16 protein-coding genes are annotated in these 16,289 nt (G+C 72.6%); 9 read left to right on the forward strand and 7 right to left on the reverse strand.

Features of this window, described 5'->3' with window-relative positions:
• Positions 1-32 precede the first annotated feature (32 nt).
• The 3 genes from HCK00_RS15990 to HCK00_RS16000 are packed head-to-tail and all read left to right on the forward strand — an operon-like array spanning position 33 to position 2,117.
• On the forward strand, positions 33-743 hold the full coding sequence (locus HCK00_RS15990) for a response regulator (RefSeq protein WP_168102625.1): 711 nt from the start codon (positions 33-35) through the stop codon (positions 741-743).
• Positions 744-788: 45 nt separating this feature from the next.
• A complete protein-coding gene (locus HCK00_RS15995) occupies positions 789-1,190 on the forward strand; it encodes an OB-fold nucleic acid binding domain-containing protein (protein ID WP_168102626.1) in 402 nt (133 codons plus the stop codon).
• A 3-nt stretch (positions 1,191-1,193) separates the two neighbouring features.
• Positions 1,194-2,117, forward strand: coding sequence for a DUF3159 domain-containing protein (locus HCK00_RS16000; RefSeq protein ID WP_311765344.1), 924 nt, complete (start codon positions 1,194-1,196; stop codon positions 2,115-2,117).
• Between the two features lie 286 nt (positions 2,118-2,403).
• On the opposite strand, the gene HCK00_RS16005 is transcribed toward HCK00_RS16000, so the two are convergent.
• Positions 2,404-3,072, reverse strand: a complete 669-nt coding sequence (locus tag HCK00_RS16005) for a potassium channel family protein (protein WP_168102627.1) — start codon at positions 3,070-3,072, stop codon at positions 2,404-2,406.
• A complete protein-coding gene (locus HCK00_RS16010) occupies positions 3,069-3,737 on the reverse strand; it encodes a potassium channel family protein (protein WP_168102628.1) in 669 nt (222 codons plus the stop codon). The genes HCK00_RS16005 and HCK00_RS16010 overlap by 4 nt, the downstream gene beginning before the upstream one ends.
• A 339-nt stretch (positions 3,738-4,076) precedes the next feature.
• Between HCK00_RS16010 and HCK00_RS16015 the strand changes: the two genes are divergently transcribed.
• A complete protein-coding gene (locus HCK00_RS16015) occupies positions 4,077-6,194 on the forward strand; it encodes an APC family permease (RefSeq protein ID WP_168102629.1) in 2,118 nt (705 codons plus the stop codon).
• Positions 6,195-6,466: 272 nt separating this feature from the next.
• Entirely contained in the window at positions 6,467-7,810 is a 1,344-nt protein-coding gene (locus HCK00_RS16020) for a class I SAM-dependent RNA methyltransferase (protein WP_168102630.1), read from the forward strand.
• Positions 7,811-8,294: 484 nt separating this feature from the next.
• Here HCK00_RS16020 and HCK00_RS16025 read toward each other — a convergent pair whose 3' ends face one another.
• On the reverse strand, positions 8,295-8,906 hold the full coding sequence (locus HCK00_RS16025; protein ID WP_168102631.1) for a TetR/AcrR family transcriptional regulator: 612 nt from the start codon (positions 8,904-8,906) through the stop codon (positions 8,295-8,297).
• A 143-nt stretch (positions 8,907-9,049) separates the two neighbouring features.
• Here HCK00_RS16025 and HCK00_RS16030 point away from each other — a divergent pair, with 143 nt between their 5' ends.
• The gene (locus HCK00_RS16030) at positions 9,050-9,697 is read left to right on the forward strand and encodes a hypothetical protein (RefSeq protein ID WP_168102632.1); all 648 of its coding nucleotides are present in this window, start codon (positions 9,050-9,052) and stop codon (positions 9,695-9,697) included.
• A gap of 257 nt (positions 9,698-9,954) precedes the next feature.
• Here the strand turns inward: HCK00_RS16030 and HCK00_RS16035 are convergent, their stop codons facing one another.
• From HCK00_RS16035 to HCK00_RS16050, 4 genes are all read right to left on the reverse strand, one after another.
• Entirely contained in the window at positions 9,955-11,397 is a 1,443-nt protein-coding gene (locus HCK00_RS16035; protein WP_168102633.1) for an FAD-binding oxidoreductase, read from the reverse strand.
• 168 nt (positions 11,398-11,565) lie between these two features.
• On the reverse strand, positions 11,566-12,828 hold the full coding sequence (locus tag HCK00_RS16040; protein ID WP_168102634.1) for a phthiocerol/phthiodiolone dimycocerosyl transferase family protein: 1,263 nt from the start codon (positions 12,826-12,828) through the stop codon (positions 11,566-11,568).
• A 50-nt stretch (positions 12,829-12,878) separates the two neighbouring features.
• Positions 12,879-13,613, reverse strand: coding sequence for a DUF3159 domain-containing protein (locus tag HCK00_RS16045; protein ID WP_168102635.1), 735 nt, complete (start codon positions 13,611-13,613; stop codon positions 12,879-12,881).
• Positions 13,614-13,683: 70 nt separating this feature from the next.
• A complete protein-coding gene (locus tag HCK00_RS16050; RefSeq protein WP_168102636.1) occupies positions 13,684-14,334 on the reverse strand; it encodes a GOLPH3/VPS74 family protein in 651 nt (216 codons plus the stop codon).
• Between HCK00_RS16050 and HCK00_RS16055 the strand changes: the two genes are divergently transcribed.
• The 3 genes from HCK00_RS16055 (at position 14,327) to HCK00_RS16065 (ending at position 16,287) form a co-directional block, all read left to right on the forward strand.
• Complete coding sequence (locus HCK00_RS16055) at positions 14,327-14,533, forward strand: hypothetical protein (RefSeq protein WP_168102637.1); 207 nt, start codon at positions 14,327-14,329, stop codon at positions 14,531-14,533. The two genes, HCK00_RS16050 and HCK00_RS16055, sit on opposite strands and share 8 nt — an antisense overlap.
• A 448-nt stretch (positions 14,534-14,981) precedes the next feature.
• Positions 14,982-15,722: a MerR family transcriptional regulator gene (locus HCK00_RS16060; RefSeq protein ID WP_168102638.1), complete on the forward strand. Its 741-nt coding sequence runs from the start codon at positions 14,982-14,984 to the stop codon at positions 15,720-15,722.
• A gap of 136 nt (positions 15,723-15,858) precedes the next feature.
• Positions 15,859-16,287 (forward strand): hypothetical protein, encoded by a 429-nt coding sequence (locus HCK00_RS16065; RefSeq protein WP_168102639.1) that lies wholly within the window; start codon positions 15,859-15,861, stop codon positions 16,285-16,287.
• The last annotated feature ends 2 nt before the right edge of the window (positions 16,288-16,289 follow it).

The following is a 16,289-nucleotide window of genomic DNA, read 5'->3' on the forward strand; positions in this document are numbered from 1 at the left end:
GGCCCAGGAGACGAGAGAGAGGCCGCACCGCCATGCCGCAGCCACCCGCTTCCACCCCCGCCCGGCACCGGGTCCTGGTGGTCGACGACGAGCCGCGCATCGTCCGCGCCCTGGTGATCAATCTCCGCGCCCGGGACTACGAGGTGGACAGCGCCGCCGACGGCGCCACCGCGCTGCGCACCGCCGCCGAGCGCCACCCGGACGTGGTCATCCTCGACCTCGGGCTGCCCGACATGGACGGGGTGGACGTCATCCGGGAGCTGCGCCGGCGCAGCCGCGTCCCCGTCCTGGTGCTCTCCGCCCGCCACACCTCCGACGAGAAGGTGGAGGCGCTCGACGCGGGCGCCGACGACTACGTCACCAAGCCCTTCGGGATGGACGAGCTGCTGGCCCGGCTGCGGGCGGCCGTACGCCGCGCCGAGCCGGTCGCCGCCGAGGAGCCGGTGGTGGTCCGGACCGGGGAGTTCACCGTGGACCTGGCCGCGAAGCGGGTGAACCGCGGCGGGAAGGACATCCGGCTGACCCCGACCGAGTGGCATCTGCTGGAGGTGCTGGTCCGCAGCCCCGGGCGGCTCGTCGGGCAGAAACAGCTGCTCCAGGAGGTGTGGGGGCCCACCTACGGCACCGAGACCAACTATCTCCGCGTCTACATGGCCCAGCTCCGCCGTAAACTGGAGGCGGACCCGTCACATCCGCGGCACTTCATCACCGAGCCGGGGATGGGGTACCGCTTCGAGCCGTGATCCGGGCCGCGATCCGCCCGGCCGCACCCCCGTTAGGCTTCCCCCATGAGTGGCGCCACCCGATCCGTGAAGTCAGCCGGCCGCCTCCGCCGGATGTTCGACCGTCTCTCCTCGACCCCCGAGGAGCTGGAGGCCGATGAGCTCCGCGAGGACACCCGCGCCACGGCCGGCTGTGTCCGTATCCGTGACTGCCAGGACCGCGAGGTCGTCACGGTGACGGGTACGCTGCGCACCGTCACCCAGCGCCCGCGGGCCGGCGTGCCCGCGCTGGAGGCCGAGCTGTACGACGGGACGGCACCGCTGGACGTCGTCTGGCTGGGCCGCCGGGCGATCGCCGGCATAGAACCGGGCCGCAGGATCATCGCCTCCGGCCGGGTCTCCAGCAGCCAGGGCCGCCGGGTGCTGTTCAACCCCCGATACGAACTCCGACCACCTGGACAGGAGTAGCCGGTGGCGTCCTCCGAGAAGCCCACCCCCGCGAACCGAACCGAGCCGGCGGATCCGGCCGCCCCGGCGGGCACCGCCGGGCCCGACGGCTCCGCCGGTTCCGCCGACTCCGCCGACAAGGCTCTGATGGAGGCGTTCGGCGGGGTCCGCGGCATGGTGGACACCACCGTGCCCGGCCTGGTGTTCGTGCTGATCTACACCATCAGGCGTGACATCCAGCTGGCGGCGGTCGCCGCCCTGGGCCTGACCCTCGTCCTCGCCGCGATCCGCCTCGTCCGGCGGGACACCCTCAAGCACGCCTTCAGCGGCGTCTTCGGCGTGGCCATCGGCGCGGTCTTCGCGACGATGTCCGGCGACGCGAAGAACTTCTACCTGCCGGGGATGCTCTACACCCTCGGCCTCGCCGTGGTCTACATCCTCTCGGCGGTGTTCCGCTTCCCGCTGATCGGCGTGCTGCTCGGCCCGATCCTGCGGGAGAACCTCTCCTGGCGGACCCGCAACCCGGGCCGCTTCCGCGCCTACACCCGGGCCACCTGGGCCTGGGGGATCATCCTGCTCGCCAAGTCGGCGATCCTCTTCCCGCTCTACTGGTGGGGGGACGCCACCCAGCTCGGCTGGGTGAAGGTCGCCCTCGGTATCCCGCCGTTCCTGCTCTGTGTCTACCTGACGTGGGTGTTCCTGTCGAAGGCGCCGCCTCCGATCGACGTGATCGCCGAGATGGAGGCCGAGGAACGCGAGCGCGAGGAGCGCGAGCGGGCCGCCAAGCAGGGCGAGGACGCCCTGGAGCGGCTGGTGCACGACATGGCGGACGAGGCCGTCGACCGTCTCTCCTCCGAACCCTCCCGGGAGGGGACCCCGGGCGGCCCCCAGGGCCCCGGCGGGGGCCCCGCGGAGCCGCCCGCCCGGCGCCGCCACGCGCGGGACTGAACCGGCCCGGGGCGGGGAGCGGTACGGGCCGGACCGTGAGGGCCGGCCGCGCCCCGTGCGGCCCCGGGGCCCGGCACACGGAAGGGCCGGACACCAGCGATGGTGTCCGGCCCTTCCGCACGTCCTGTACCCGGCGGCCCGCCCCGTCCGGCCGCCCGGGAGCCACCGGACCGCCGGTGCGGCCCGCGAGGAGGATGCCCGCCGCTGCCGGGGCCCTCGCCCCGCCCGCGCCGGCACCCGCGCGCCCGGACCGGCCGGGGCGACTGCCTCCCCGGAGCGCCGCCGGTCAGCCCTCCCGGCGCGCCGAGAGCAGGTCCTCCAGACGCTGCTCCTCCTCCTGGGCGGCGACGAAGAGCAGCTCGTCCCCGGCCTCCAGGGCGTCGTCCGGGTTGGGGACGAGTACCCGCGTGCCCCGGATGATGGTGACCAGCGAGGTGTTGTCCGGCCAGGCGACGTCGCCGACCCGGGTGCCCGCCAGGGTGGACTCCGGCGGCAGGGTCAGCTCGACCAGGTTGGCGTCGCCGTGGGTGAAGCGCAGCAGCCGTACGAGGTCGCCGACGCTCACCGCCTCCTCGACCAGCGCCGACATCAGCCGCGGCGTGGAGACCGCGACGTCCACGCCCCACGCCTCGTTGAACAGCCACTCGTTCTTGGGGTGGTTGACCCGCGCGACGACCCGGGGGACCCCGTACTCCGTCTTGGCGAGCAGCGAGACCACCAGGTTCACCTTGTCGTCCCCGGTGGCGGCGATCACGACGTTGCACCGCTGAAGCGCTGCCTCGTCCAGCGAGGTGATCTCGCAGGCGTCCGCCAGCAGCCACTCGGCCTGCGGCACCCGCTCCACCGAGATCGCCGTCGGGGCCTTGTCGACCAGCAGCACCTCGTGCCCGTTCTCCAGCAGCTCGCCCGCGATGGAGCGGCCCACCGCGCCGGCGCCCGCGATAGCGACCCTCATCGCCGTTCCTCCCCGGGGCCCTCGGAGAAGACGGCTTCGATCTTCTCCATGTCGTCGACGCGCATCATCACGTGCACCAGGTCGCCCTCCTGCAGCACCGTCTGCGAACCGGGCAGGATCGCCTCCCCCAGCCGGGTCAGGAACGCCACCCGGCAGCCCGCCTCCTCCTGGAGCCGGCCGACCTTGTGGCCCACCCACTCCGTGGAGACGTGCACCTCGGCGAGTTGCACCGCGCCGCTCGGGTCGCGCCACAGCGCCTCGGCGCCCGAGGGCAGCAGGCGCCGCAGCATCTGGTCGGCCGTCCAGCGGACGGTGGCCACCGTCGGGATGCCGAGACGCTGGTAGACCTCGGCGCGCCGCGGGTCGTAGATCCGGGCGGCCACGTTCTCCACGGAGAACATCTCGCGGGCCACCCGGGCGGCGATGATGTTGGAGTTGTCGCCGCTGCTCACCGCCGCGAAGGCGCCCGCCTCCTCGATACCGGCCTCGCGCAGGGTGTCCTGGTCGAAGCCGACCCCGGTGACGCGGCGGCCGCCGAAGCCGGAGCCGAGACGGCGGAATGCGGTGGGGTCCTGGTCGATGACCGCGACCGTGTGGCCCTGCTCCTCAAGCGTCTGCGCCAGGGCCGAGCCGACCCGGCCGCAGCCCATGATCACGATGTGCATGGGGCCCTATCCCGCGCCTTCCGCTGCTGTTGCGACCTGGACACACATCGCCCATCATCCTTCCGTCCCCGCCGGGGTGCCACCGGTGCCGTGCTGTCGCCGGTAACGCTACCCGCCCGCCTCGGAAGCGGGCCCACCGCGTATTCGACCATGGTTCCGGCCGGGGCCGGGACCGCTCCGGACGCCTGGCCCGCCCCGCCGGACCGCCGCCGGCCGGTCCGCTCCCGTTGGTGGGCCGTTCGCCGTTCGTTCGCATCCCGTTCGAATTTCGTCAAGGACTTCCCCCCAGGGCCCGCGGGAGACACGGAGCGCTTCCCGGACGGGCTTACCATCCTCAGCGTGTCCAAACTGACCGACCTGCCCAAACGCATCCTCATCGGGCGGGCCCTGCGCAGCGACCGGCTCGGGGAGACGCTGCTCCCCAAGCGGATCGCCCTCCCCGTCTTCGCCTCCGACCCGCTCTCCTCCGTGGCGTACGCCCCGGGCGAGGTGCTGATCGTCCTGTCCGCGGCGGGGATCACCGCGTACCACTTCAGCCCGTGGATCACGGCGGCCGTGGTGCTGCTCATGCTGATCGTGGTCGCCTCCTACCGCCAGAACGTGCGCGCCTACCCCAGCGGGGGCGGCGACTACGAGGTGGCGACCACCAACCTCGGTCCCCGGGCCGGCCGCGCCGTGGCGGGCGCGCTGCTCGTCGACTACGTGCTGACGGTCGCCGTGTCGATCTCGGCCGGGGTGGAGAACCTCGGCTCGGCCGTGCCGGTGGTGGCGAACCACCAGACGGAGTTCGCGATCGGCACGATCGTCCTGCTCACCTTGATGAACCTGCGGGGGGTCCGGGAGTCCGGCAAGCTCTTCGCCATACCGACCTACGTCTTCGTCGCCGGTGTCTTCCTCATGATCGGCTGGGGCGCCTTCCGCGGGCTGCTCCTCGGCGAGGAGATGCGCGCGCCCACGGCGGACTTCGAGATCGCCGCCGAGACCCAGGGGCTGGCCGGGTTCGCCCTGGTCTTCCTGCTGCTGCGGGCGTTCTCCTCCGGCTGCGCGGCGCTCACCGGTGTGGAGGCCATCAGCAACGGCGTGCCGGCCTTCCGCCGCCCCAAGAGCCGCAACGCCGCCACGACGCTCGCGCTGATGGGCGGGCTGGCCGTCACCATGTTCGCCGGCATCATCGGCCTCGCCCTGGCCACCGGCGTCAAGATGGCCGAGCGTCCGGCCCGCGAACTGCTGCGGGACGGCGAGCCGGTCGGCGCCGGCTACCACCAGGACCCGGTGATCTCGCAGGTCGCCGCCGCCGTCTTCGGACCGGGCAGCGCGCTGTTCGTGCTGCTCGCCGCGGCCACCGCGCTGGTGCTCTTCCTCGCCGCCAACACCGCCTACAACGGCTTCCCGCTGCTCGGCTCGATCCTCGCCCAGGACCGCTACCTCCCGCGGCAGCTCCACACCCGCGGCGACCGGCTCGCCTTCTCCAACGGCATCGTGCTGCTCGCGGGCGCCGCCGCCGTCCTGGTGGGGATCTACGAGGCCGACTCCACCCGGCTGATCCAGCTCTACATCGTCGGCGTCTTCGTCGCCTTCACCCTCAGCCAGGCCGGCATGGTCCGCCACTGGAACCGCCACCTCGCCGAGGGACCCGAACCGGCCGCGCGGCGCCGGATGAGGCGCGCCCGGGCGATCAACTTCACCGGCGCCTGCTTCACCGGGCTGGTGCTGGCCGTCGTGCTGGTCACCAAGTTCTCCCACGGGGCCTGGGTGGCCCTGCTCGGGATGATCCTCTTCTACGGCCTGATGACCGCGATCCGCCGCCACTACGACCGGGTGGCCGAGGAACTGGCCGCGCCGGACGGCCCGGGGGACGACACCGTGCGCCCGTCCCGGGTCCACTCCATCGTGCTCGTCTCCAAGGTGCACAAGCCGACCCTGCGGGCGCTGGCCTACGCCAAGCTGATGCGCTCCGGGCCGTTGGAGGCGCTGAGCATCAACGTCGACCCGGAGGAGACCCGCGCGCTGCGCGCCGAGTGGGAGCGGCGGGGGATCGGCGTCCCGTTGAAGATCCTCGACTCCCCGTACCGGGAGATCACCCGGCCGACCGTCGAGTACGTCAAGGGGCTGCGCCGCGACAGCCCGCGGGACGCCGTCACCGTCTACATCCCCGAGTACGTCGTCGGCCGCTGGTACGAGCAACTGCTGCACAACCAGAGCGCGTTGCGGCTCAAGGGGCGGCTGCTGTTCACACCCGGGGTGATGGTGACCTCCGTGCCGTACCAGCTGGAGTCCTCCGAGCGGGCCCGGGCGCGGGCGCGGCGCCGGGCCGACTGGGACGCGCCGGGCGCGGTGCGCCGCGGACCGGTGGGGCCGGACGGCCCGGGCGGCCCGGGTGGCGGGGACGGGGGACCGGGCGGGCCCGCGTCCCGCACCGACGCGGGCCTGGACAGCGGCTCCCGGCCGGGGACGTAGAGTCCGGGGGGCGGCCGTACACTGGACGGCTGCACTCCGCCCGGCGGCGGGGCGCGGCGTCCGGGCGGCGCCGGCGGGGGTCCGCCGCGGCCGCACGGCCAGGTCAACTGGCGTGTCGCGCGGCCCGTGCCGTCCGGCCGGAGCCCGGCCGGGGGCGCCGGGCCCGCCACGGCCGCGGCGCCGGGCGCACCCGCCCCCGTTCCCTCGCCCGTCCCCGCCCGCCTCGAACTCACCGCTTTCCGCACCGCCCACCACACCAGGAGCACTCCGCAGTGACCACACCAGCCACCCCCTCCGCCGCCGCCCCCTCCCTGGTCGGTGAGGAGTACGAGGTCGAGGTCGGGCCCGTCGCGCACGGCGGCCACTGCATCGCCCGCACCGAGGCCGGCCGGGTGCTGTTCGTCCGGCACACGCTGCCGGGGGAGCGGGTCGTCGCCCGCGTCACCGAGGGCGACGAGAACTCCCGCTACCTGCGCGCGGACGCGGTGGAGGTGGTGGAGGCGTCCCCGGACCGGATCCCCGCGCCCTGCCCCTTCTCCGGCCCCGGCCGCTGCGGCGGGTGCGACTGGCAGCACGCGGGCCCCGGCGCGCAGCGGCGGCTGAAGGCGGCCGTGATCACCGAACAGCTCGCCCGGCTGGCGGGGCTGACCCCGGAGGAGGCCAAGTGGGACGGCACCGTCATGCCCGTCCCCGGTGACAAGGTGCCCAAGGGTGAGGTGCCCGCCTGGCGGACCCGGGTGCAGTACACCGTGGACGAGGAGGGGTACGCGGGGCTGCGCCGCCACCGCTCGCACGAGGTGCAGCGGATCGACCAGTGCCTGATCGCCGCGCCGGGCGTCACCGAACTCGGCGTGGAGGACCGGGAGTGGCCGCAGACCGCGGCGGTGGAGGCCATCGCCGCCAGCGGCTCCGGCGACCGCCAGGCGATCCTCACCCCGCGCCCCGGAGGCCGGCTGCCGATCGTCGAGCTCGACCGGCCGGTGTCGGTGATGCGGGTGGACGAGAAGGACGGGGGAGTGCACCGGGTGCACGGCCGCCCCTTCGTCCGCGAACGCGCCGCCGGCCGCACCTGGCGGGTCGGCTCCGGCGGCTTCTGGCAGATCCACCCCAAGGCGCCGGACCTGCTGGTGGAGGCCGTGATGCAGGGGCTGCTGCCGCGCAAGGGCGACACGGCGCTCGACCTCTACTGCGGGGTGGGCCTCTTCGCGGGCGCCATCGCCGAGCGGGTGGGGGAGAAGGGCGCGGTGCTCGGCATCGAGTCCAGCCGGCGGGCCGTGGCCGACGCCCGGCACAACCTGGCCGACCTGGACCGGGTCCGCGTCGAGCAGGGCAAGGTCGAGCAGGTGCTGCCGCGCACCGGCATCACCGAGGCCGACCTCGTCGTCCTCGACCCGCCCCGCGCGGGCGCGGGCCGCCGCACGGTCGCCGACATCGCCGCCCTCGGCCCCCGCCGCATCGCCTACGTCGCCTGCGACCCGGCCGCCCTCGCCCGCGACCTGGCCTACTTCCGCGAGGGCGGCTACAAGGTGCGCATGCTGCGGGCGTTCGACCTGTTTCCGATGACGTCGCACGTGGAGTGCGTGGCGATCCTCGAGCCCGCTGGCAAGGGAGCCTGAGCAGCGGTTCAGCAGGAGCGCCGGGGGTCTCGACCGGTTGCGCGACCTCCGGCGGGTCGAGCTCTCCGGGCCCTTCCCGCCTGCGGAGCCACACCGGAGCGACTGATGGCAGCGGGTCGGGGGTGTACGCGGTGCCGCGGTGCGGGAGGAAGGGCGGCTGCCGGTGATCAGCGGTTCGGCGACGCCACCGCGGCCCACGCGGGTTCGTCGCCCGGAACGCTGCGGTCGGCCGGCCGGCGTGAGGCCTCCTCAACGCCCAGCCCTTCCCGGCCTGCCTGCGCCAGACCTCACCGGAACGCCGGGCCCGTGGTTCCCGGCCGCCGCACCGGCCCGCGGGTACGGGCCACCGCGCGCGCCGGCGTCCTCGGCACCGCGCACCCGAGCGGATCGCCGCCGAGACCCCCGGCTTGCCCAGGGCAGGGCCCGTCTCACCGTGCTCTCGCGCCCTGCCCCTCGGGGGGTACCGGTGCGGAGGGTCGCCGGTTCAGGGCCGAGCCGGTCCGGCGGGTGGTGCGGGGCCGGTGGAGAGGACGTGGTCGACGGCGGCTTTGAGGGTCGCGGTCTCGGCGGTGAGGACGGATTCGCCGGTGGGGAGGGCGCGTTCGACGGAGAGCCCGTTGAGGACGGTGAGAAGGAACCTGACGTTGCGGGTGTGGTCTCCCGGGGGCAGTGCGCCCTCCTCGGCGAGCACGGTCAGCCAGTGTTCGACCCGGCGCTCCGCCTCCCGCTCATGGCCGAGATAGGCCACGCGTACCGCTTCGGTCGGCTCGGGTTCGATGAAGGCCCGATACGTCGTGCCCCACGCGGTTCGCGCGTCTTCGCTGGTGCCGAGGGGGGCGAGGAACTGCCGCAGGCAGTTCAGCAGCCGTTCGCGGGGCGGCAGTGTCCGGTCCTGGATCGGGTCGCCGGGCAGCAGGTGTTCGTAGATCCGCGCGAGCAGGCTGTCCTGGAGGGCGCGCTGGGTGGGGAAGTGGAACCTCAGCGAGCCGGTGCTCACCCCCGCCCGCGCGGCGACCGCTCGGACGCTCAGCTTCGCCGCCATGTCCTCGGCGAGCATCTCCGCGGCGGCCTGGAGGATCTTCTCCCGTGTGTCCATGCTCCGCTCTCCTTCGTTTCTCCTCACTGCCCCCACTGTACTGGCACGCTGTACTAGCACGCCGTACTAGTACAGCGTGCTAGCGTGCTCCTGAAACGCTGTACCAGCGATGTCGCGGCTGGTGTGCGCAGGAGGGGTGAAGCATGGGATGGAAGCGGTGGGCTGCGTCGAAGCGCCTCAAGCCGGGAGACGGCAGGGCATTGCAGCGGTTCCGCTGGTGGCAGCTGCCCCTGCGCTCCCTGTTCTGGCTACGGCTTCCCGGTGCCGACGGGCACGCCCGCCTGCACGCCGTCGACGTACGGCACTGGGCGCGGTTGGGCAACAGCAAGATCCGGGCGCATCTGTTCCTGGACGGCAGGCACGTGGCCCAGTCGACCTTGCCCGCGGTCTTCCCCGTCGACGGCGGTGTCATCGAGGTGGCCATGAGTAACTACGGCATCCGGCGCTGCCACTACCGCCCCTCGGACGGACAGCCGCGTCAGCTCACGCCCGACCCGGCCTCGGCGGAGGGACGGCGGGCGCGCTTCGGTGACCGCCATCCGGGACTGAGCCGGGCGATCGCCATCGGATCGGTGCTGCTGCTCGTCATCGGTGTAGGCCTGAACCTGGTCCAGCTCGTCGAACCTGTCTCTCAGATTCCTCCCGTCGCGCAGCGGGTCGGAACGTTCGAGTCGCCGATACACCTGCCGGTCTGGCTGAACCTCGTCCTGGGGGGCGGGGCCGTTCTGGCGAGCATGGAGCGCGCGCTCCGCCTGCGGTACTCCTCTCTGCTCGACGCGGCCGGCCGCTGACCCCTCGACGTGAGCCGCGTCCGCCGCCTGCCCTGGCAGGAGGCCCGGCTCGAACACCACGACCGCACAGGGCGCACCCCCGCCCGGAGATCCACCGGCCGAGGACCGCCGGCCTGGCCCCGCCCCGACAACCCCGGCGCACGCCGGACGCGGCATGTCGTGCGCCGGAGCAGAACGTCACCGGTGGCGCGCTCACCGCCGGGGTGTGTCCACGTGATCGCGCCTCCGGCGGCCGCGGTGGCGATCCCGCCCATGCCTCACACGGGCGCGGAACCGGCATCGGCGGCCGGGGTGGGGAGTGGTGTGGCGGCGAAGACGCAGTCCGGGTCGACCGCGGACTTCACGGCGAGCAGACGTTCGGTGTTCGGCCCGTAGGAGTTCGCCACCTGGTCGGGGGTCTCCGGACCCAGGAAGTTCACGTAACCGCCCGGCAGGGAGAAGGGCTCGAGGGCCGCGTGCAGCTCTTCCAGCCAGCGCAGGTGCGGGGACCTGCCGCCGCCCGCGCTGTCGCTGCCGTCGCTGTCCTCCCACATCGAGATCAGCTCGACCATGAGGTGCGGTGAGCGTCGGCCGAACGCGGCCGAACCGACAGATGGACGGGTGGCGGCACCATGGAACTGATGCCACACCATCGCGGAGAACGGTGAGGTGAACCCATGGGCGGCCTGTTCCAGGACGGTCGCCATGGAGCCGGAGAGGCTCCGGACGCTCCGGGTGCGGATGGCGCCCCTGCGCCCGGGTGGGAACATGGCGTCCGTCGCGGCCAGTGTCGCGGAACGGGCGACCGGCCCGACCTCGGTCAGCACGGGTGTACCGAGTCGGCCCAGGGCGCGCACCGGGCCGTTCCCGGCGTTCCCCACCGCGGGATCCCCCGACCAGGTCGGAGCGACGTACACCACCGGTTCGCCGTCCGGGCCGGGAAGGAACCCCACGTCCACCGTCAGCTCGTCCGGACACTCCTGAAGCATCCCGGCGAGCCCGGCCAGCACGTCGGCGCTCTGGGCGATCGGGTACAGGATGGTTCCCGACACCACCGTCGGCACGGGGTGGAGCCGGATCCGCGCCGAGGTCACGACCCCGAAGTTGCCTCCGCCGCCGCGCAGCGCCCAGAAGAGGTCCGGATGATGATCGGCGTCGGTGTCCACCCGTGAACCGTCGGCCAGGACGACCTCGGCGCCGAGCAGGTTGTCGGCCGCGAGCCCGAACCGCCCGATCAGGGGGCCGTAGCCGCCGCCGAGCGTGAGGCCGACCATCCCGACGGCGCCCGCCGTTCCGGTGACGGCGGTCAGGCCCACCTGCTCGGCGGCGGATACGACGTCGGACGAGAGCGCCCCGCCACCCACCGTCGCGCAACGCCGGCCGATGTCGACCTGAACTCCCCGCATGCCGGTCAGATCGAGGACCAGTCCACCCGGGCGGAACGCCCGGCCCCAGAAGTCGTGACCTCCGCCGCGCACGGAGAGCGGCACTCCGTGGTGGCGGGCCGCGCGGACGCCGGCCTGCACGTCGGCGGTGGTCACACACCGCACGACGACGGAGGGGCGGACGTCGACCGCCGCGTTGAACAACGCCGACGCGCGCGTGTGGTCGGGCCCGCCGGTGAGCACACGGTCCGCCGGCAGGTGGGACCGCAGCTCGGCCAGCAGGGCAGCGCTGACCGCCTCGGGGGCATCGGTATCGGCATCGGCAGGGGACTGCATGGGTACTCCTGTGTGTCGCTGATCGGGTGCGGCCGCCGGGGGCGCGGCGTGGGTGCGGTGACCGGGGGGCCGGCGAGGTCCGGTGGCGGTCCTCCGGTTCGGCGAGGCCGTGCCGAACCACCGGACGGCCGGGGACGTATCGGGGACGAGCTCGGCGTCCTGAACGGATCAGGCGGAGGGGGAGCCGGGCCCGGCGCACTGCTGGGCGAGGACGGCGGCCATGCCGGGCAGCAGGACGGGCAGGGGGTCGTGGGTCAGCTCCGTCATGCGCAGGCGTCCCCCGTGAGTGACGACGCCCAGGACGTGCTCACCGCGCAGCTGGGTGGTCTGCGCCGGCCCCCACAGAGCGGTGAGACCGGTGGGGCCGTGTGCCGGCGGCTCCACCACCCCGAGATTGGTGATCTGGATGTCGGCGGCCGTGGCCACGGTCATCATCGCCTCGGCCTCTTCAGGGGTGGCCGGCGGCTGCTGACGCAGGGCCTCCGAGCCGGCCCTGAGCACCCCGGGTGCGCGCTCGTGTTCCAGAGCCTGGTGATGGTGCCGGGCCAGTTTCCAGAAGTCCCCGGCCCGGGACGGATCGCTCGCCGTCCGCGCTCCCGCGAACCGGTTGGCGACAGCGTCGGGCAGACCCGCAGCACGGCGCAGGTCGACAGGGCTCAGCACCCTCACCCGGGAGCGGCCCGCGCGGTGGAAGACCGTACAGGCGGCGGCGCACAGCGCGGCGTGCACGGACACCTCTTCCGCACGGCAGCGCTCCACGAGCCGTGCGGTCGCACCGCGTTCCAGGGCCACGGCGGAGACGTGCGGTGCCCGTCCCGAGAACTCCGCCAGCTCGCCGGGCGTGTTCATCAGCTCGTCGTGAGGTGGTCCCACGGTGGGCGTCGCGGCGTCGAGGGATCGCAGGAGATCCTCCTGGGCGGGCGGCACATCCCAGGAGGCCGGCTCGCCGCCCTCCTCGCCGCCCTCCTCGCCGCCGTCGAGAGCGGCGACCAGATCCGCCACCACCCGCATGCCGCCCGTGCCGTCGGTGATCTGGTGGGCGAAGGTCAGCACGAGGACGCTGCCGGTCTCCGCGGGAACGAGTACGGTCCGCATCAGCGGGCCGGGCTCCGGTGTGATGGGGCGTGTCTGCTCATCGGCGACGACCGCCTGCCAGGGAGTTCCCTCGGCGACGGTGTCGATCCTGACCGGTCCCTCTGCCCAGCGGTATCGGGGGGCCTGAGGGATCCGGCGGTCGACCGAGACGCGCAGCAGCGGATGACGTGCCTGCACCTCCCGCAGGGCCCGTTCCAGAGTCCGCTCGGAGACCTTCCGGCCGGTCTCGGCGACCAGGGAGAACTGGACGGGATTGCGGTGCATGTAGAGGTCGATGGCCCGCTCGAACGCTCCGAGTTCCCTCACCGTCTCCGCGCGGGTATGGCTGATCGGCATCCAGGGGTCCTTTCTCCGTTGATGTGATGCGATGTGCTGTGACGGCGTCGCTACCTGGACGCACCCTGGCGAGGCGGGAGTTCGGGCTCCTGCGGAGCCGTCGTCCCGTCCGATCGGCCGGCCACCAGGTGCTTGGACGTCCTGCGGAAGGCCCAGGCGACGACCAGCGCGGCCACCACGGTGAGGGGGGTGCCCATGGCGATCTTCGCGAAGGCGAGCCAGCCGGTGGCGTCGTGCACGTAGAGCCACTGCTTCACCACGAAGCGGGCTCCGAGGACGAGTGCCACGGCGAGTGTGGCGATGTCGTGTGCCCGCAGGACCTGACGGGCCTCGCGCCAGGCGTACCGGCCACCGTGCAGGAGATTCCATGCCACCCCGGTCAGCGGGCGGCGGAAGAGGACCGAACCGAAGGTGGCGAGGAAACCGGCGAAGGCCACCCAGATGCCCAGCAGGAAGAAGTCCTTGGCGGAACCGGTGAGCGCGACGATGCCCGCCGCGACCAGAACGCCGCTCAGGCTGCCGGAGGCGGCGAGCGGACGTTCCCCGCGCACCAGCCGGACCACGGTGAGCACCGCACCGGTGAACACGGCCGCGATCACGGCCGCCTTCGTGGACAGCAAGGCGAGAGCGATCACGAACACCGCGACCGGGACGGTCGAGTAGATGAATCCCGCCTTGCCGCCCAGGGATTCGAGCACGGGTGGCTGCGGGGTGGCGGGCGGTGTGTTCCCGGGATTCCTGTCGCCGGCCGGGGAGAGGCCGCGCTCGATTTCGGGATGGGACATCGATCACTCCTGGTCATGTACTGCGGGTCCAGCGTTCTTGGGGTATTTCTCGTCTCGATGACCTCGCGGGTCAGGCGCTCCAGCCGCCCCCCACGGCCCGGCTCGCGAGATAGGAGTCGCGGAGCGCCTTGCGCAGTCCGGGGACGAAGGCGTCGAACCGCGCCGCGTGTGCCGTGAGACCGGACTTGTGGGTGCGGCGGTCCTCCTTGCTCCACACCGAGGTCAGTTCCAGCTCCACGGCCAGGACGGCCATGGCCAGTTCGTCCGTCAGGTCCTCGGCGGGAGCGCCGCCGACGACGGACGCGCGCACCCGGTCCTGGAGAGCGTGCACCAGGTCCGGGTGGACCACGGTGACCCGGTCGAAGGGGACGACTCCGAACTTCTTCTCGCGCGCGACGGCGACGTCCCCGGCGGCGAGCAGCTGGTCGCGGACGGGGGTCTCGGCCTTGTGGGCCTTGTCGTGGAGGAACTTGAGCCAGCCCTTGGGCTTGTCCTCGGGCAGGTCGTACCAGACCGCGGCGGTGAACGGATCCTCGGGCGGGGCGCCGGGGAGGCGCCGCACCTTCCCCCCGGTGGCGTCCAGCAGGCCGTCACGGGCCAGCTCGGTCATCGCCCCGGCCCGTAGCAGCTGGCCGCGCCCCTGGATGTTGTCCAGCTGGAATTTTTCCTTTTTGACGGTGTAACAGAGCAGGTACAGCTTTTGAGCGAGAGTCGTGGGCACGGTGGTTTCCCTTGATGTCGGCCGCTGCGAGGTGGTGCATTTCCTGCCGCGGCAGGAGGTGTCGAGCGTGGCGGGAGAACTTTCCCTGCGGCAGGATTTTCCCTGCACCCTCCCTCGCGATTTTCCCCATGGCGTTCCGATGGAAAGAAAAGGCGCAGAAGGGCGGGTGTTCACGGGGGTCATGAATGTCGGTGGGTGAATTCCCTGCCGCTGCGTTTCCTTCCTGCGTGACTACTACCTCCGGTCCGAGCCGTGAAACTGGTGACGTTACGGCACACTTCTGCGCACCTCAGGGGGGCGGTCATATCCCCGCATCACCGCATTTCGCACCCCGTCGCAGGCCGGGCCGGGAACCTCCGCGCACGTGGTGACGCAGCCCGAGCCGAACGGCTCGGCCTCGCACGGGACGACAGCACGTCGCCACCTGACGCCCGGCCCTGGCCATGCCTCGCTCCGGCGCGATGCCGGACACCCGACGCGCGACGCCGGGACCGTGGGTGTGTTCCCCGGCCGGGACACCGGCACGACGGAACGCCACGAGGAGCCCGGCGCCCTCCCTCGCGCCGGTCTGCCGTCACGTCATGGTTTTCAATGGGCCCACGGCGCGGCCGCGCCGACGGCACCGGAGGGTGAGGGAGACATCGATCATGGCGTGGAGCACCCGGGAGATGGCGGAGCTGGCCGGCACCAGTCTCAGAGCCGTACGGCACTACCACGAGATCGGCCTGCTCGAGGAGCCGGAACGCCGCTCCAACGGATACAAGCAGTACGGCGTCGGTCATCTCGTCCGTCTCCTCAGGATCAAGCGCCTCACCGCTCTGGGCTTCTCCCTCTCCCAGATCGCGGACATGGATGACGGCCCGGATTCCGCCCAGGATCCGCGCGATCTGCGGGCTCTCGACGCAGAGCTGGCCGCCACGATCGAACGGCTTCAGCACGCCCGCGCCGAGGTCGGCGCCCTCATGCGCAGAACGGCCGCGAGCGATCTCCCCCTCCGCTTCGCCTCCGTGGACGGGACGGCGGAACTCCCTGACGCCGACCGCTCTTTCGTCACCGTCCTCGGTACGGTCCTCGGCCCCGCGGGGATGGACGCCTACGCGGACCTGCTCCATGAGGAGCCGCAGCCGGTGGCACGCGAACTCGACGAGCTTCCCGCCGATGCGGGCGAGCGGGTGCGCCAGGATCTCGCCGAGCGTCTCGTGCCGTACGTCCGGGGCCTCCGGGTCAGGCATCCCGGGTTGAGCGACCTCGCCTCGGACGCCCCGCGCGGCCGGCCCCACACCGCTCGCACCATCGGCAAAGCCGTCACCGATCTCTACAATCCGGCCCAGGCCGACGTGATGCGGCGCCTCCGCGAGCTCCTGTCCGACGCGCGCGCCCCGCGGTGACCGCCCCGCCACCGCCACCTGGGCGGTGGCAGGCAGCCGGCGAAACCTGGGCGCCGGAGGACGCGGCCCGATCGCACTCTTGTGATACCGGCCAGGTATACGGTGAGGTGGCCTGTCCGGATGGATGTGGGGGATCATGGCTTTTGAACAGGAATGGGCCGAACTGCGCGACGCGGCGGCCAGGCGGACAGCCATGCAGACGAACAGTGCTCCGGCCGAAGGCGGCGGAGGTGCCGGCGGGAATGATCTGGTGGTCAACCGGGACGACCTCGGCGCCATCGGCAATGATGCGTATGACCTGCTGGGCCGGCTGGCGAGGGATGGTGACGTAGCCCGTTCCTCCACTTTCGACGCGGCGACGGCTCTCACCAACGGGAATTTCGTGAGCGGTTCGGCCGTGCTGAAGGTGCATGACTTGTGGCAGACGCACCTGAAGACGCTGCTGGACGCCTGTGCGCAGATTTCCAATCACCTCGATTACAGCAAGGCGCAGCACGCCAAGGACGAGGTGAAGATCGAAGGCGATCTGACGCGGGTATCCGTACTCTCGGAATACCTGAAATAGGG

Source organism: Streptomyces zingiberis (genome assembly GCF_012034935.1).
In the GTDB taxonomy this organism is placed as follows: domain Bacteria; phylum Actinomycetota; class Actinomycetes; order Streptomycetales; family Streptomycetaceae; genus Streptomyces; species Streptomyces zingiberis.

Bases quoted from the DNA above. Each gene is read 5' to 3' on its own strand.
- HCK00_RS16030 (WP_168102632.1), top strand. From the start codon at position 9,050: ATGGGATGGAAGCGGTGGGCTGCGTCGAAGCGCCTCAAGCCGGGAGAC.
- HCK00_RS16060 (WP_168102638.1), top strand. From the start codon at position 14,982: ATGGCGTGGAGCACCCGGGAGATGGCGGAGCTGGCCGGCACCAGTCTC.
- HCK00_RS16035 (WP_168102633.1), bottom strand. From the start codon at position 11,397: ATGCAGTCCCCTGCCGATGCCGATACCGATGCCCCCGAGGCGGTCAGC.
- HCK00_RS16040 (WP_168102634.1), bottom strand. From the start codon at position 12,828: ATGCCGATCAGCCATACCCGCGCGGAGACGGTGAGGGAACTCGGAGCG.
- HCK00_RS16045 (WP_168102635.1), bottom strand. From the start codon at position 13,613: ATGTCCCATCCCGAAATCGAGCGCGGCCTCTCCCCGGCCGGCGACAGG.
- HCK00_RS16005 (WP_168102627.1), bottom strand. From the start codon at position 3,072: ATGAGGGTCGCTATCGCGGGCGCCGGCGCGGTGGGCCGCTCCATCGCG.
- HCK00_RS15990 (WP_168102625.1), top strand. From the start codon at position 33: ATGCCGCAGCCACCCGCTTCCACCCCCGCCCGGCACCGGGTCCTGGTG.
- HCK00_RS16065 (WP_168102639.1), top strand. From the start codon at position 15,859: ATGGCTTTTGAACAGGAATGGGCCGAACTGCGCGACGCGGCGGCCAGG.
- HCK00_RS16010 (WP_168102628.1), bottom strand. From the start codon at position 3,737: ATGCACATCGTGATCATGGGCTGCGGCCGGGTCGGCTCGGCCCTGGCG.
- HCK00_RS15995 (WP_168102626.1), top strand. From the start codon at position 789: ATGAGTGGCGCCACCCGATCCGTGAAGTCAGCCGGCCGCCTCCGCCGG.
- HCK00_RS16025 (WP_168102631.1), bottom strand. From the start codon at position 8,906: ATGGACACACGGGAGAAGATCCTCCAGGCCGCCGCGGAGATGCTCGCC.